Consider the following 16,001-nt stretch of genomic DNA (forward strand, 5'->3'; position numbering starts at 1 on the left):
CTTTATTGCCTGCGGGCCCGCAGGGCCCACAGCTATCAGCGAGGTATGATCCGTTCATGAGAGAAATCTTTGCCCTGCTTAACTTCGGAGGCTACATTGCCCTGTTGCTGTGGGGCGTGCACATGGTCCAGACCGGCGTGCAACGGGCATTCGGCGCCGCGCTGCATGTCTGGATGGGTCGCGCGCTGGGCACGCGCGCCAAAGCATTCTTTACCGGCATGGGCATTACCGCAGCGGTGCAGAGCAGCACTGCCACGGGGCTGATGATCAGCAGCTTTGCAGCGGGCGGGCTGCTTGCGCTGGGCCCTGGCCTGGCGGCTATGCTGGGCGCCAACGTAGGCACGACTATCATTGTGCAACTGCTGTCATTCAAGCTCACCGCGTTGGCGCCCCCCCTCATTCTGCTTGGTGTCTGGCTGTTTCGGCGCAATCCGCCGGGGCGACGGCGCGACCTTGGCCGCGTGTTTATTGGCCTGGGCCTACTACTGCTTTCTCTGCACGAACTGACGCTGCTATTCAAACCCGTCGAGCATGCACAACTGCTCAGGCTGCTGATCGAAGCCCTATCAGACCAGCCCGTGGCAGCGATGGCGCTGGCGGCGGTGCTCGCCTGGGCGTCGCACTCCAGCGTCGCTGTTGTCGTGCTGATCATGTCACTGGCGCACCAGGGCTTGATCGGCGCTTCACTGGCAATTGCCTTAGTGCTGGGCGCAAACCTCGGCACAGCCGTCAACCCTTTGCTGGAAACCGCCGGCGGCAACGACCCAGCCACACGCCGGCTGCCGATCGGCAACCTGGGCACCCGCGTCGCAGGCTGCGTGATCGCCCTGATCACGCTCCCCTGGCTGCCCGCGGTCATGCAATGGTTCACAAGCGATCCCGCACGAGGTGTCGCCAACTTCCATACCTTTTTCAATATTGCCGTGGCGCTGATCTTCTTGCCGCTGCTGACGCCCTATGCCCGCCTGCTGCGCCGGCTGCTGCCGCGCCGCACCGATCCGAACGATCCGTCTCAGCCGCGCTACCTGGATGCGTCCGCCCACGAGGTACCGGGCATCGCGCTGGGCAATGCCGCCCGCGAAGCGCTGCGCATCAGCGACATGGTTCAGAATATGCTGTCGATCACCCGTACGGCGTTCACACGCGACGGCCACCCGCTGCATATCCAGGCCCGCTATCTGGCCAACGCAATCAACCAGCTGGACAGCCATATTGCCGCCTATTTGGCCACCTTGGATCAGGAATCACTGAACAAGACCGAACACCAGCGGCTGGATGATATCGTCGCGTTTTCGTCGAACATGACCCATGCCGCCAATATTGCCGCCAACGGCCTGATGACGCACATCGCGACGCTGCGCAAAAAGGGCTGGTCGCTGAAGCCCTGGCAGCAGGAGCAGCTTGCCGAGACAATAGACCGCCTGATCCGCAACCAGCGCCAGGCCGCCGCGCTGTTCATGACCGAAGACCTGCGCAGCGCCCGGGTTCTTGCATTCGAGAAAGGGAGTTTTCGCGAACTTGAGGCGCAGGCGGTGGAGCAACACCTGCGCACCATCAAGGCCGGCCGGCTGGACGACGTCGACCAGGGTTCGTTCTACTTGGACATCTTGCGCGACACCAAGGCCATCAACGCCTGCATGGTGGAAGCCACGGCCTATCCCATCCTGGCACGCCACAACGCGCTGCTGCCCAACCGGCTGCGCGACATCGAGCCCAGTGACAACTGACCCGCGCCAGGGCCGCGCGCGGTAACGGCGACGGCGGGCGCATCACCCGTAGCGCGGGGCACGCCTACAGATGACGCTCGAACCAGTCCAACGTCTTCTGCCACGCATCAGCGGCATCTTCGGCGTTATAGCTGGGGCGATAGTCGGCAAAGAAAGCATGACCCGAGCGATCATACACTTTCATGTGCGAGGCTTTGGATGCGGCCCCCCCTTCTTCGAGCGCGGCCTCCATGCGCCACACATCGTCCAAGGGTATTCCCGTGTCTTCGCCGCCATACAATCCCAACACCGGCGCGAGCAGATCGCGGGCAACATCGAGCGGGTTGCGCACCTGCAGCGGCCCATGCCCGCGCGTGAGGCGCCCGTACCACGCTACCCCTGCCTTGCAGGCGGGGTTATGGGCGCAGTACAACCACACAATACGCCCGCCCCAGCAGAAACCCGTTATCCCAAGCCGGGCGCCATCTCCACCCTGTGCCACCGCCCAGCGCGCGGCCGCGTCCAGGTCGGTCAGCACTTGCTCGTCAGGCACACGGGCAACGATGTCCTCGATCAAGCGGTTCATCTCGCTGTATGCCGAGGGGTCGCCCTGGCGCTGGTAGAGTTCGACCGCAACGGCCAGATAGCCCTCATGCGCAAAGCGACGACAAATATCTTTGATGTGCTCATGCACGCCGAAGATTTCCTGCACCACCAGGATAATGGGTGGGTGCGCCACGCCTTCGCGGACCGCGTAGTAAGCCTGCAGGGCGGTATCCTTGGCGGGAATCTCCACCACGCCTGCACGCAGGCCTTCAGCCGGGGTGTGGATCGCGGCAGCGGTACTGCCGGTAATGGTCGAATAAGACATTGCACCTCCTCTTAGGTCGCTTGCGGATGGGCGCCGCACCGTTCAATGACGAACCGGCCGTTGCAGGAGCGCCCGGATGTAATGTTCGCCCCCGCACGGGAGCAAGCAGCAAGCGCCGGGCCTCAGTGCGCCTGCTCCCAGTTTGGTCCGACTCCGACTTCGGCCACCAGCGGCACGCTGAGCGACGCCACACCAGCCATCAGCTGCGGTAATTGCCGGGCCACGCGATCGACTTCGTCGGTCGGCACGTCAAGCACAAGTTCGTCGTGCACCTGCATGACCAGCAGTGCTTTCAACTTTTCCTGCTCGAGCCAATCTTGCACCTTTACCATGGCCATCTTAATCAGATCCGCCGCCGTACCCTGCATGGGCGCATTGATGGCTGCCCGTTCGGCGGCAGCCTGACGCGGCCCCTTGGCGCCGCGCAAGTCGGGCAGCCACAGTCGGCGCCCGAACACGGTCTCGACATAGCCCAGCTCTCGCGCCATCGCCTTGGTCTGCTCCATATAGGCCGCAACACCCGGATAGCGGGCAAAATAGCGATCAATGTAGGAGCGAGCTGCGTCGCGGGTGATGCCCAGATTGGCCGCCAGGCCAAATTCGCCCATGCCATAGATGAGCCCGAAGTTGATCGCCTTGGCGGCACGGCGCTGGTCCGCCGTGACGTCATCCTGCGCAACACCAAACACCTCGGCCGCCGTGGCACGGTGGATGTCATCGCCGCGCTCGAAAGCGGCACGCAGGTTTTCGTCGTCGGAAACATGCGCCATCACGCGCAGCTCGATTTGCGAGTAATCCGCCGAAACGATGCTGCCGCCGCTGGCAATGAAGGCGGTGCGCACGCGCCGCCCTTCGCCGGTGCGCACAGGTATGTTCTGCAGGTTAGGATCTGAGGACGCGAGCCGGCCCGTGATGACGGCCGCCTGTGCATAGCGCGTGTGCACTCGCCCCGTCCTGGCATTGATCATGCGCGGCAGCTTGTCGGTATAGGTGGACTTGAGCTTGGCCACCCCGCGATAGTCGAGCAGCAGGGCTGGCAAAGGATAGTCGCGCGCCAGCTTGCTTAGTACGTCCTCGTCTGTGGAAGGCGCGCCACTGGCGGTTTTGCGCACCACTGGCAAACCCATGCGCTGGAAGAGGATCTCGCCCAATTGCTTGGGCGAGTTGAGGTTGAAGGGCTGGCCGGCCAGGGCATAGGCCTTTTGCTCGAAATCGATCAACTGCCGGCCAAGCTCGCTGCTTTGCGTCGCCAGCACACCTGCATCAATGCGCACACCATTGTGCTCGACAATGGCCAACACACGGGAAACGTCGATTTCGAGCTTGTAGATGAACTCCAGGCCAGGGTCGGCTGCCACGCGGGGCCGCAGTGTATGGTGCAGTTGCAGGGTGAAGTCGGCATCTTCGCTGCCGTATTGGGTGGCTTTGTCGACCTCGACTTCATCGAAGCAGATTTGCTTCGCACCCTTGCCGCACAAGTCTTCATAAGACAAGCCGGTACGGCCCAGCCAGCGCTGCGCCAGCTCTTCCATGTTGACGCGGCGGTGCGATTCGAGCACGTAGGCCTGAAGCATGGTGTCTTCGGCGACGCCGGCCAACGCGATGCCCTCGTTGAGCAATACATGCGTATCGTACTTGGCGTTGTGCAGCAGTTTGCGGGCGCTGGCGTCTTCGAGCCAGGGCTTGAGCCGTGCCAACACCTCAGCCTTGGGTAGCTGGGCCACTCGGTCAGGCCCCCGATGAGCCACCGGTATATAGCAGGCCACACCTGGCTCGACAGACAGAGACATGCCCACCAGGCTGGCGCACATAGGGTCAAGCGAGGTGGTTTCAGTGTCCAGCGCCACAAGATCGGCAGTGCGAATGCTCGCCAGCCAGCGCTCGAACGCATCCCAATCGAGAATGGTTTCGTAGCGGGTTTCGGCGGGTGCCTCCGGCTGCCCAGGCGGCTGGCGGCTATCCTGGGCGGGGATGCGCGTGGGATCGCCGGTGAGTTCGCGCAACCACGTGCGAAAACCAAATTCCTCGTAAAGCCGAACCAGAGCATCCTTGTCAGCGGCGCGGGGAACCAAAGCGTTCAGATCAGGTCCGATATCTGGGATGCTGCAATCAGTTTTTACCGTCAGCAGTTCACGCGTCATGGCAAAGTTGGGGATGGCTTCGCGCAGGTTTTTGCCGGCCACACCGTTGATGTCTTCGGCATGGGCAACCAGCTCATCCACCGTTTGGTACTGGCTCAGCCATTTGGCCGCCGTCTTCGGGCCTACTTTGGCCACGCCCGGCACATTGTCCACCGCGTCGCCAGTCAGCATCAGAAAGTCTATGATTTGCGCTGGGCGCACCCCAAACTTGCGAATGACCCCATCGACATCCTGCGTTTCGCCGCTCATGGTATTAACGAGCTGCACATGTTCGTTGACGAGTTGCGCCAAGTCTTTGTCGCCCGTGGAGATCACCGTTTGCACACCCTGTTGCGTGGCTCGGACGGCCAGGGTGCCAATAATGTCATCGGCCTCCACCCCTTCCACCGACAGCACGGGCCAGCCCATGGCTGAAACCGCCTCGTGTATGGCGGGAATCTGCGCCGCCAGTTCCTCAGGCATAGAGGGGCGGTTTCCTTTGTACAGCGGATACAGATCCTCGCGGAATGTCTTGCCGCGTGCATCGAAAACGCAGGCGGCATAGTCTGCCTTGTAATCCTGGATCAGTCTCCGTAACATAGAAATGACACCATACAGGGCGCCCGTCGGTTGCCCGCTGGCATTACGAAGATCCGGCATTGCGTGATAGGCGCGATATAAATAGCTGGACCCATCTACAAGTAACAAGGTTTTTTTCATGTCAAACAATAAAATAGTCCGTCTGACCGCTTCACAGCAGATCCCGGGGATTATGTCAGAGTTGCAAACCGCGGCCGACACCCTAAAGGAAATCGGCTGGGGGGTCAGCATTTTCGGCAGTGCGCGCTTGCGCCCAGATTCTCCTTATTACCTGCTCAGTGAAACCATAGGCACCCGCCTGGCAAAGGCCGGGTTCACCGTCATTGCCGGCGGCGGCCCCGGCATCATGGAAGCCGCCAACAAAGGCGCCTTCGAGGCGGGCGGCAAAAGCGTAGGCCTCAATATTAAACTGCCTCACGAAACCAGCAACAATCATTACCAGACGCACAGCCTCAATTTCGAGTATTTCTATTCCCGCAAGGCCACTTTCTTCATGCACAGCGCTGCCTATATTGCGCTGCCAGGTGGCTTTGGCACCCTGGACGAATTGTTTGAAGTCATGACACTTGTACAAACCGGCAAGGTGCCGCCGGCGCCCATTATCCTGATCGGTACCCACTTCTGGGCTGGCCTCATCGACTGGATCCGCAGCCAGTTGCTCACCCACAAGCTGATTGGGCCCAATGACATCAACCTGCTCATGATTACCGACGATGTCGACCTGGCCATGCGGCGTATAGAGATGTTCTGCGCCCAATTTTCCCACGAACGCGAAACGGCCCCGGTACTTCCGGAATAAGCCGTCCCGAAAGGCATCGGCATTTACCCTTAAGGCCGGAGGCCGCTGGCGCTGCGTACGGCATGCCGTACACAGCGCCAGCCCAAGATATTGAGACATTAAGCAGTCCAAAGGCGAAAAACTGGTTCTATAGAATTAAATCTTCTGGACCTAGTCGCAAACGGGATCAATGTTCACTATCCTTTCCATGGGCGGCGTCGCGAGCAGAAAAAACACTTATGCCGCTTCAACCTGAATGGAGACAACCATGATCCCGGTAATTCCCCGTGTACGCAGGTTTGCCATGTTCGGTCTGGCCGCTGGGGCACTCGCCCTGGCCGGTTCAAATGCATTGGCCCAAACCAAAGTTGTCGTCGGTTATCAGCAAATCGTCGGGCCTTTCGTCAGCAGTATCGCCGACGGCAGTTTCGACAAGGCACTCAAGGAGGCCGGCTACAAGGTCGATTGGCGCCAGTTCAGCTCGGCGGGCGACATTTCGAGCGCCTTCGCGTCCCGTGACGTACCGGTGGGCGTGCTGGGTTCCACAGGTATTACGGCGGCCACCACGCGCGGCGTGGACATGCAGCTGTTCTGGATCCTCGACAACATCGGCAAGTCTGAAGCGCTGGTTGCCCGCAACGGCTCGGGCATCGAGAAACCCCAGGACATCGTGGGCAAGAAGGTGGGGGTGCCGTTCGTCTCCACCTCGCACTTCCACCTGCTGGTGGCAATGAAGGACATCTGGAAAATCCCGGCCAAGGATGTACAGATCCTGAATATGCAGCCGCCGCAGATCGTCGCCGCCTGGCAGCGCGGCGACATTGATGCCGCCTATGTCTGGCCGCCTGCGCTGACAGAAATCCAGAAAACCGGCAAGACGATCGCGGATTCGGCCGAGATCGGCGCCAAAAGCGTGCCGACCTTTGATGGCCTAGTGGTCGACAAGGAATGGGCGGCCAAGAACCCGAAGTTCATGGCCGCATTCACCAAGGTTCTGGCCGAGTCCTATCGCGACTACAACAAGAAGGCCGCCACCCTCACGGCTGACTCTCCCGAGATCAAGGGTATTGTCAAGATGATCGGCGGCAAGCCCGAGGACATTCTGTCCGCGCTCAAGCTGCTGATCTTCCCCGATGCGGCAGAACAGGCTTCCGCCACTTGGCTGGGCGGCGGCAAAGACGGTGGCGCAGCCAAGGCGTTCACCGCCAGCGCCAACTTCCTGAAAGACCAGCGCCAGATCAACAAAGCGCTGGACGACTACACGCCGTTTGTGAATGCCTCGTTTGCCGAAGCCGCGGCCAAAGAAGTGAAGTAATAAGTAAGTAGAAAGCCGCCGCCGGGGCTTCCCGGCGGACGGATTCATCAACAAGGAGACACCATCATGACAGCACCCACTTCCATGGGGCAGTCCATGCCTGCCATGAGCATCAAAGGTGTAAGCGTCACTTACCCTGCTCAGCAAGGTGGGGGTTCGGTGACCGCGCTGCAGAACGTCAACCTGGAAATCCCGCCCGGCGAATTCGTCGTCGCGCTTGGGGCCTCTGGCTGCGGCAAAACCACCCTGCTCAATGTACTGGCCGGCTTCCTGTCGCCAACTTCCGGCGAGTTGCTGCTGGGAGGCCAGCCCGTCGTGGGGCCGGGCCCGGACCGCGGCGTCGTGTTCCAGAAACACGCCCTGCTGCCCTGGCTGAATGTGATCGACAACACAGAGTTCGGCCTGAAACTACAGGGTGTGGACAAGAAAACCCGCCATACCATTGCCGCGCGCAATCTCGAACTGGTCGGTCTGCAGGATTTTCACCGCCATATGATTTACCAGTTGTCTGGCGGCATGCAGCAACGCGTGGGGATCGCCCGCGCGCTTACCTGCAACCCGGCCATGCTGCTGATGGATGAGCCGATGGCCGCGCTGGATGCTCTGTCGCGGGAAACCATCCAGGAACTGCTGCTCGATGTATGGCAGCACACCCACAAGATGTTCTTCTTTATTACGCACAGTGTGGAGGAAGCACTGTTTCTCGGGTCCAAGCTGATTGTGATGTCGCCTCGCCCCGGACGCATCACCAATATGTACGAACTGGACTTCAACAAGCGTTTCCTGGAATCGCGCGATGCCCGCGCGATCAAATCCAGCAAGGACTTCATCCAGATGCGCGAAACAGTATTGGGAATTATCTATGGCGACGAACGCGAAGCCGGCGAACCGGCCCTACTTCATGTCTAAGCAAATCACCCCCTCGCACGCTCGCGGCCTGTTTGCCCGCAAGCCCGCCACGCCGGGGAAAGTCTATGGCGCCCCGGGCGCTGGCTACAGTGGCTTTATCAGCTTCATGACAGCCGTGGCACTGATCGCGCTGTGGTTTCTCGTGACCAGCATGGGCTGGATCAAGCCGATTTTCCTACCGTCGCCATTCGCGGTATGGGAAAAATTCGTCGAAGCCGTCACGATCGGCGTCGCGAACTCCACGCTTTTCGAGCACACCACAGCCAGCTTGGGCCGCGTCATGGGCGCATTCTTTCTGGCACTGGTCACTGCCGTGCCGATCGGCATCCTGATGGGCGTGAACCGGGTCGTGCGCGGCCTGTGCGATCCGGTGATCGAGTTTTACCGTCCCCTGCCGCCCTTGGCTTATTTGCCGCTGGTGATCATCTGGTTTGGCATTGGGGAGTTTCCGAAGGTCTTCCTGATTTATCTGGCGATCTTCGCGCCGATGGCGATTGCCGCTCGTGCGGGGGTCAAATCGGTGTCCATCGAGCAGATCCACGCGGCATATGCCATGGGCGGATCTAGCCGCCAAATCATCTTCCATGTGATCCTCAAGGCAGCCTTGCCCGAGATTTTCACGGGTATGCGTATTGGCATTGGGGTCGGTTGGACGACGCTGGTGGCGGCCGAAATGGTGGCGGCGGCGCGCGGCTTAGGTTTCATGGTACTGAACGCGGCACAATATCTCGCCAGCGACACTGTAATTATGGGCATAATAGTGATAGGCTTTTTCGCCCTGATTTTCGACTTGTTGCTGCGCTATCTCGAGCGCGTACTCATACCATGGAAGGGAAAAATCTGACCACTTCTCCTGCACCTCAGGCGGCCGTCAGTTCGACGGCCGCTGTGCAATGGCAGCCTTTGTTCGATCGTGTCAGTGATCCGAACCTCAGCCTGCAGGGCCGCATCCGGCAAATGCTGGTGTCGGCGATCCTGAGCGGCCATCTGCCAGCGGGCACGCCGGCGCCATCCAGCCGACAGTTGTCCGACAGTCTGGGGGTGGCGCGCAACACGGTTGTATTTGCCTATCAGCAGTTAGTGGCCGAAGGCTATCTGGTGTCACGCGAGCGCAGCGGCCATTTCGTGGCCGACGACGTGCTGCGCAATCATGTGCAAGGTGAGGCGCCACGCCAACCAGAACCAGCCGAGCAGCCCTGGCGTGTGGCCACTTGGCATCAGCGCCTGGTGTTCCACCCGTCGAGGCAGCGCAACATTGTCAAGCCCGAGAACTGGCAAAGCATGCCCTACCCGTTTGTGTATGCGCAGTTCGACCCTGGGCAGTTTCCTACTGCGGAATGGCGCGAGTGCTGTACGCGGGCGTTGTCGGTACTCGATATCAAGAGTTGGGCGCCCGACCTCATCACCCATGACGACCCGGCGCTGATTGAGGAAATCCGCAGCCAGGTGCTGCCAAGACGGGGCGTGTGGGCGGAAGCCGACGAGATTGTAGTCACGGTGGGCGCGCAGCACGCGCTGTATCTGTTGGCCGACTTGCTGATGCACAACCATACCGTGGTGGGTATGGAAGACCCCGGCTACCCTGATGCACGCAATATTTTCGCCCATCGTACGGAGCGGCTGCTGCCGCTGCCCGTTGATGAGCAAGGGCTATGTATTACCCCGGCGCTGCGCACCTGCGACTATATCTTTGTCACACCCAGCCACCAATGCCCCACGTCGGTTACGCTGCCCATGGAACGGCGCGTAGCGCTGCTGGAGCTGGTTAGTCGCTCTGACGGCATTGTGATCGAGGACGACTACGAAACCGAAAACCGCTACGATGGCCAGCCATCACCAGCGCTCAAGAGTCTGGATCGCCACGGGCGGGTTATTTATGTTGGCAGTTTGTCCAAGAGTTTTGCACCAGGCTTGCGGCTGGGCTATATCGTGGCGCCGCGAGAGCTTGTGGCAGAGCTGCGTGCGCTGCGTCGCCTGATGCTACGTCATCCACCAGCGTATACGCAGCGGGCCTTTGCGCTGTTCATTTCGCTGGGGCACCATCATTCGCTGCTTCGGCGCCTTTCGGTGCTGTATGCGGAGCGCGCGCAGGTGCTTACGCAGGCGGTGGCGGAGCATCTACCTGAGTTCGAGCTGGTACCGATCAGCGGTGGCTCGTCGGGCTGGATCAAGGCACCCGAAGGCACGAACACGACTCGGCTGGCTGAGGCTGCTCTGCAGCAAGGGGTGGTAATCGAGCCGGGGCATGTGTTTTTCCACCGGGCGACGCGTACGAACCAAAATTACATCCGGGTGGGTTTCGCCTCGATCGATAAGGCGCGCATCCCGGAGGGCATACGACGCCTGGCGGCTGTCTACCGGGCGCTGACGGACCCGTCATAGCGTGTGCTTCCTGCTCCGTTCTTTAGCTGGGGGGCTTTGCTTGCGGGCTGTTTGAATTTTTTAGGCGGGAGCTTGCTTTTCTGTGCTTGCGGCGAGCTCAAGGCGCGCCCAACCTGCCTCGCCACGGCGCCTCTCACAGCACGCGCCAGACGTCAACAAAATGCCCGCAACCGGGCAAAGCCAGTTGCGGGCATTATTTATGCGTGGAAAAAGAAGCTCGTCAGAGCACCTCATCGCGCAGATAATAGTATTTGTACAGCATCGCCTGCCCAAGCCGGCGGAACGGCGCAAACAGGTGGCCTGGAAGCGGCGAGTTGTAGATGGGCAGATCCCAGTGCTTGCCCGCCTTGCCCACTACGCGTTCCGCCAGGCGCCGCCCTGCCGCCGCCGAGAACGACACGCCATTGCCGCCGTAACCGAAGGCATAAAAAATGCTCTGGTCTGGATCCGGCTGAACAATCCGAGGCATCATGTCATGGCTCACATCCACCCAGCCCCACCACGAATACGCAATCGGGATATCGCGAAGCGTGGGAAACTTGCGCGCCAAGCCATGCTTGAGCAGCTCGAGGTGACGGCTGTTCTGCGCATCCGCGCCTGTGAGCGCACTGCGGCTGCCGATCTGCATGGAACCATCCGGCAGCAGGCGGTAATAAAAGCGCAGTGTACGGGTATCCGTAATGAATGTTGTGCTCTTGAGGCCCGCCGCCTCGCGTTCCTGCGTCGTCAGTGGCCGCGTAACCATCGAGTTGGACAGAATCGGCATGATCTTGCTCGTGAGCGACTTGTGCAGCCCCTGCGGCGTGTAGCCGCCTGTGGCCACAGCTACCCGCTTGGCGCGCACGATGCCACCCGGCGTGCGCAAATGATGCACACCGCCTACCGTTTCCCAGCCCTGCACCGGGCTGCTGGTATAAACCTTCACGCCCAGCTCGCGCAACTGGCGCAGGTACCCGAAGGCCAGCTTCACCGGATGTACACCCACACCGTCGGGCTCGTGCAGTGCCCCGCACGCCTCCTGATCCGCGACAAAGCGCTCATGCAGCTCTTCACGGGTGAGCATGCGTGTGCCGTAGCCAAAAGTGTCGCGCATCACGCGGCACTCGTTTTCCAGAAAAGCCATCTTCTTCTGGCGGTGGGCTGTATAAAGATGCCCGCCTGGCTGCGCATCACAGTCAATGCCCGCCACCAGGCTCTTCCAGTACTCGAAGCCTTCATGGATCTCGGCATCCAGCCGCTTGGCAGTTTCCAGGCCCCAGCGCTGGATCCACTGCGAACGATACAGGCGCCCCGAGGCGTTCTGGCCCTGGCCGCCATTGCGGCTGGTGCAGCCCCAGGAGACGCGATTGGCCTCCAGCACCGCAACCTGCACCCCGTGCTCGCGCGCCAGATTCAGTGCAGTGACCAGGCCGGTGAACCCGGACCCGATGACCACCACATCCACATTCATATCGCCGGTCACAGGGCCGTCATCGGCGGGCGGAGGCCCGGCGGTGGCAACCCAGTACGTGGGCGCGTAGGCCTGACCGCGCCCAGTGGGCGTGACCAGCGGATCGTAAAGTGGATCGTAGGGGCTAGCCGGGGCGGCGCTCACAGGCGACGGCTCGGTAATGACAGGATTTGCAGCCATCATGACTCCAGAATCAATGGTCGTGGCATCAGTAAAACAAACAGGCGCTCGCGTACGGAGGTGCGGCGCTCAACCCTTGGCCGGCAGGTGGGGCCGGTTTTTGCGGAACGCGTTCTTGAGAATGATCTTGCCATCGCGGAATTCGAGCAGGTCGACCATATTGGCTTCGATGCGCGACCCATCGGCGGATGTGCCGGTAAAGGTCGACTCCATCACGCCCCGGTTGCCATGCCCCCAGCAGCGCGCATTGAGCCAGCTGGCATCGGGAATGGTCTGCCAGGCAGCCTCGAACGCCTTGCGGACGGCGGCACGCCCTTCGTGGCGCGAGCCGTAGGCCTGCGGGCCGGCAACGGTTTCAAAGACGCAGTCGTCGTGCATGAACGACATCAGTGCGTCGATATCGTGGCGGTTCCAGGCATCGCCGAACGCCTGGATGGTGGCAACGAGCGCTTCATCGGACATTTCGACGAGGGTGTCATCAGACATATGTTTATCTCCTTGGGTGCAGCCGGTCGTTGCGTTGCAACGCCCGAATAGTAGTTACGGGCCGTAGCTGTAGATCATCTACGAAAAACTTGATCGTGAAAGCGACCAGCCTAAGGTAGGAGATCGGCCCGCCCCGGTCTAGGGCCAGAACAGACGTTTCGCATAAGCCAGCACATTCTCTTATGCATACAAACCCTAAAAGCGAAACTTTTTGTTCCGAAAATGTATTTTTTAGATTGACTTTAGTTTGAAGGCGGATAGAATTATCGAAAAAAACAAATAACGGAACAACTCATCTCAATTTTTAGACAGCGAGACGCCTTATGGACACGCTCAACCGCCAACTCCCGACCTCTGGAGACGCCATGACCACCGATACCCGCACCCCTGTAAGCGGCGTGCAAAAAATGACCCCCTCCGAAGCCTTTGTCGAAACTCTGGTGGCCAATGGCGTCACCGAAATGTTCGGCATCATGGGCTCGGCTTTCATGGACGCGATGGATATCTTCGCGCCCGCCGGCATTCGCCTGATTCCCGTCGTCCACGAACAGGGCGCAGGTCACATGGCCGACGGCTATGCCCGCGTGAGCGGCCGCCATGGCGTTGTAATTGGCCAGAACGGCCCCGGCATCAGCAACTGCGTTACCGCAATCGCGGCGGCCTATTGGGCGCACACGCCCGTGGTCATCGTCACGCCCGAAGCCGGCACCGGCGGCATCGGCCTGGGTGGCTTCCAGGAAGCCAACCAGTTGCCCATGTTCCAGGAATTCACCAAGTATCAGGGCCACGTCACCAACCCCGCCCGCATGGCCGAATACACGGCACGCTGCTTCGATCGCGCCATGTCCGAAATGGGCCCCACCCAGTTGAACATCCCGCGCGACTATTTCTACGGCGAGATCAAAGCAGAGATCCCCCGCCCGCAGCGCCTGGATCGCGGCCCCGGCGGCGACAAGACGCTGGACGAGGCTGCCGAACTGCTGTCCAAGGCCAAGTTCCCCGTCATCATCTCCGGCGGCGGCGTGGTCATGGGCGATGCCGTCGAGGAATGCAAGGCGTTGGCCGAGCGCCTGGGCGCCCCCGTGGTCAACAGCTACCTGCACAATGACTCCTTCCCCGCCAGCCATCCACTTTGGTGCGGCCCCCTGGGCTACCAGGGCTCGAAGGCGGCCATGAAGTTGATTTCGCGCGCTGATGTCGTGGTGGCGCTGGGCACTCGCCTCGGCCCCTTCGGCACGCTGCCGCAGCATGGCATGGACTACTGGCCCAAGGAAGCCAAGATCATCCAGATCGACGCCGACAGCAAGATGCTGGGCCTGGTCAAGAAGATCACCGTCGGCATCTGCGGCGACGCCAAGGCCGCCGCCGTGGCGATCAGCCAGCGGCTGGACGGCAAGACGCTGGCCTGCGACAGCACCAAGGAAGAGCGCGCCGTCCAGATCAAGGCTGAAAAAGACGCCTGGGAACAAGAGCTGACTGAATGGACCCACGAGCGTGATCCGTACAGCCTGGACATGATCGAAGAGCAGAAGAACGAGGACGGCAGCTACCTGCATCCGCGCCAGGTTCTTCGCGAACTCGAAAAGGCGATGCCCGAAGACGTGATGGTGTCCACCGACATCGGCAACATCAACTCGGTCGCCAACAGCTACCTGCGCTTCGAAAAGCCGCGCAGCTTCTTCGCACCGATGAGCTGGGGCAACTGCGGCTATGCGCTGCCCACCATCATCGGCGCCAAAGTCGCCGCACCGCATCGCCCCGCCATCGCCTATGCCGGCGACGGCGCATGGGGCATGAGCATGTCCGAGATCATGACCTGCGTGCGTCACGACATTCCCGTTACGGCTGTGGTGTTCCATAACCGCCAGTGGGGTGCCGAGAAGAAGAACCAGGTTGACTTCTACAACCGCCGCTTCGTCGCAGGCGAACTCGATAACCAGAGCTTTGCCGGCATCGCCAAGGCCATGGGCGCAGAAGGCATCGTAGTCGACAAACTCGAAGACGTCGGCCCAGCCCTGAAGCGCGCGGTGGAAGCGCAGATGAAGGAAGGCAAGACCACGGTCGTGGAAATCATGTGTACGCGCGAACTGGGCGACCCGTTCCGCCGCGATGCGCTGTCCAAGCCGGTGCGCCTCCTCGAGAAGTACAAAGACTACGTCTGAGCCACCGGAGCCGCCCTACCATGCAATTGCTTGATCGCATTTACGATAAAGCACGCCGCCAGCCCATGCGGATCGTCTTGTGTGAAGCAGACGACCCGCGTGTGCGGGAAGCCGGGCGGCGCGCCGCCGCTGACGGCCTGGCACAAGTGATCATGGTGGCGCCCGCGCCGGAAGGGGCGGCGTCGCAAGACGCCGCCTCGCCGGCCGGCATGACGTACGTAGACCCAGCTACTTCGCCGTGGTTGCCTGAATTGCGCGATACCCTGCTGGCGCTGCGCGCCAAGCGGGGCATGACAGCAGAACAGGCAGCCGGTGCGGTGCTCGACCCCCTAGTGTTTGCGCAGCTTATGGTCCGCCAAGGCTACGCTGACGGCTCGGTGGCGGGTGCCGTCCACACCACCGCTGATGTCGTCCGCAATGCTTTGCAGATCATCGGCAAACGCGCGGACACCCGCCTGGTGTCGAGTTTTTTCCTCATGCTGCGCGAACAGCCGCTTCACGGCGACACGCAGGCCATGATTTTCTCCGACTGCGGGCTGGTCATCGACCCGGACGCGGAAGAACTTGCTGAAATTGCACTGGCGGCGGCGCAGAGCGCCCGCACGCTGCTGGATGCCGAGCCTCGGCTGGCCATGTTGTCGTTCTCGACAAACGGCAGTGCCTCACACAAAGAAGTAGAAAAAGTACACCATGCCACACAGTTGGTGCGCGCGCGGCAACCTGAGCTCGCCGTTGATGGCGAAATCCAGCTCGATGCCGCCATCGTGCCCGCGATCGCACAACGCAAGGTTCCGCAATCCAACGTGCATGGGCAAGCCAATGTGCTGATATTTCCCAATCTGTCGGCCGGCAATATCGGCTACAAACTGACCGAGCGCCTGGGCGGCGCAAGTGCCGTCGGCCCCCTGCTGCAAGGCCTGAACAAGCCTGCCAACGATCTGTCGCGCGGGTGTTCCGCCCAAGACGTGTACAACGTGATCGCCATCACTGCGGTGCAGGCGCAGGGTACGCAGCGCTAGGGCCGGCCCGCACGCCACATCAG

The 16,001-nt window shown here is 61.1% G+C and carries 12 protein-coding genes; 8 read left to right on the forward strand and 4 right to left on the reverse strand.

The window, feature by feature from the left end; all coding sequences use genetic code 11:
- Positions 1–56 precede the first annotated feature (56 nt).
- Positions 57–1,727 carry a Na/Pi cotransporter family protein gene (locus LOL23_RS09205; protein ID WP_160979891.1) on the forward strand — a complete coding sequence of 557 codons (1,671 nt, stop codon included), beginning with the start codon at positions 57–59 and terminating at the stop codon, positions 1,725–1,727.
- A 64-nt stretch (positions 1,728–1,791) separates the two neighbouring features.
- Here LOL23_RS09205 and LOL23_RS09210 read toward each other — a convergent pair whose 3' ends face one another.
- Both LOL23_RS09210 and polA read right to left on the reverse strand, forming a co-directional pair.
- Positions 1,792–2,577, reverse strand: a complete 786-nt coding sequence (locus LOL23_RS09210) for a dienelactone hydrolase family protein (protein WP_160979889.1) — start codon at positions 2,575–2,577, stop codon at positions 1,792–1,794.
- 122 nt (positions 2,578–2,699) lie between these two features.
- The gene (gene polA / locus LOL23_RS09215) at positions 2,700–5,417 is read right to left on the reverse strand and encodes a DNA polymerase I (RefSeq protein WP_237173509.1); all 2,718 of its coding nucleotides are present in this window, start codon (positions 5,415–5,417) and stop codon (positions 2,700–2,702) included.
- On the opposite strand from polA, the gene LOL23_RS09220 reads away from it, so the two are divergent.
- The 5 genes from LOL23_RS09220 (at position 5,416) to pdxR (ending at position 10,681) form a co-directional block, all read left to right on the forward strand.
- The gene (locus tag LOL23_RS09220) at positions 5,416–6,096 is read left to right on the forward strand and encodes an LOG family protein (RefSeq protein ID WP_160979885.1); all 681 of its coding nucleotides are present in this window, start codon (positions 5,416–5,418) and stop codon (positions 6,094–6,096) included. The genes polA and LOL23_RS09220 overlap by 2 nt on opposite strands.
- A 247-nt stretch (positions 6,097–6,343) precedes the next feature.
- Positions 6,344–7,390 carry a taurine ABC transporter substrate-binding protein gene (gene tauA, locus LOL23_RS09225; RefSeq protein ID WP_160979883.1) on the forward strand — a complete coding sequence of 349 codons (1,047 nt, stop codon included), beginning with the start codon at positions 6,344–6,346 and terminating at the stop codon, positions 7,388–7,390.
- Positions 7,391–7,456: 66 nt separating this feature from the next.
- Positions 7,457–8,299 (forward strand): taurine ABC transporter ATP-binding protein, encoded by an 843-nt coding sequence (locus tag LOL23_RS09230; protein WP_202411726.1) that lies wholly within the window; start codon positions 7,457–7,459, stop codon positions 8,297–8,299.
- Complete coding sequence (locus tag LOL23_RS09235) at positions 8,292–9,143, forward strand: ABC transporter permease subunit (protein ID WP_160979881.1); 852 nt, start codon at positions 8,292–8,294, stop codon at positions 9,141–9,143. The genes LOL23_RS09230 and LOL23_RS09235 overlap by 8 nt, the downstream gene beginning before the upstream one ends.
- Positions 9,125–10,681 (forward strand): MocR-like pyridoxine biosynthesis transcription factor PdxR, encoded by a 1,557-nt coding sequence (gene pdxR / locus LOL23_RS09240; RefSeq protein WP_160979879.1) that lies wholly within the window; start codon positions 9,125–9,127, stop codon positions 10,679–10,681. Before LOL23_RS09235 ends, pdxR begins: the two co-directional genes overlap by 19 nt.
- Positions 10,682–10,901: 220 nt before the next feature.
- Here pdxR and LOL23_RS09245 read toward each other — a convergent pair whose 3' ends face one another.
- Both LOL23_RS09245 and LOL23_RS09250 read right to left on the reverse strand, forming a co-directional pair.
- A complete protein-coding gene (locus LOL23_RS09245; protein WP_160979877.1) occupies positions 10,902–12,311 on the reverse strand; it encodes an NAD(P)/FAD-dependent oxidoreductase in 1,410 nt (469 codons plus the stop codon).
- A gap of 69 nt (positions 12,312–12,380) precedes the next feature.
- Positions 12,381–12,797, reverse strand: a complete 417-nt coding sequence (locus tag LOL23_RS09250) for a nuclear transport factor 2 family protein (RefSeq protein ID WP_160979875.1) — start codon at positions 12,795–12,797, stop codon at positions 12,381–12,383.
- Between the two features lie 365 nt (positions 12,798–13,162).
- Between LOL23_RS09250 and xsc the strand changes: the two genes are divergently transcribed.
- Positions 13,163–14,959, forward strand: coding sequence for a sulfoacetaldehyde acetyltransferase (gene xsc / locus LOL23_RS09255; RefSeq protein ID WP_237173510.1), 1,797 nt, complete (start codon positions 13,163–13,165; stop codon positions 14,957–14,959).
- A gap of 20 nt (positions 14,960–14,979) precedes the next feature.
- Positions 14,980–15,978 (forward strand): phosphate acetyltransferase, encoded by a 999-nt coding sequence (gene pta, locus LOL23_RS09260; RefSeq protein ID WP_160979873.1) that lies wholly within the window; start codon positions 14,980–14,982, stop codon positions 15,976–15,978.
- The last annotated feature ends 23 nt before the right edge of the window (positions 15,979–16,001 follow it).

The sequence above is a fragment of the Paracandidimonas lactea genome (assembly GCF_021653995.1).
GTDB lineage: Bacteria > Pseudomonadota > Gammaproteobacteria > Burkholderiales > Burkholderiaceae_B > Allopusillimonas > Allopusillimonas lactea.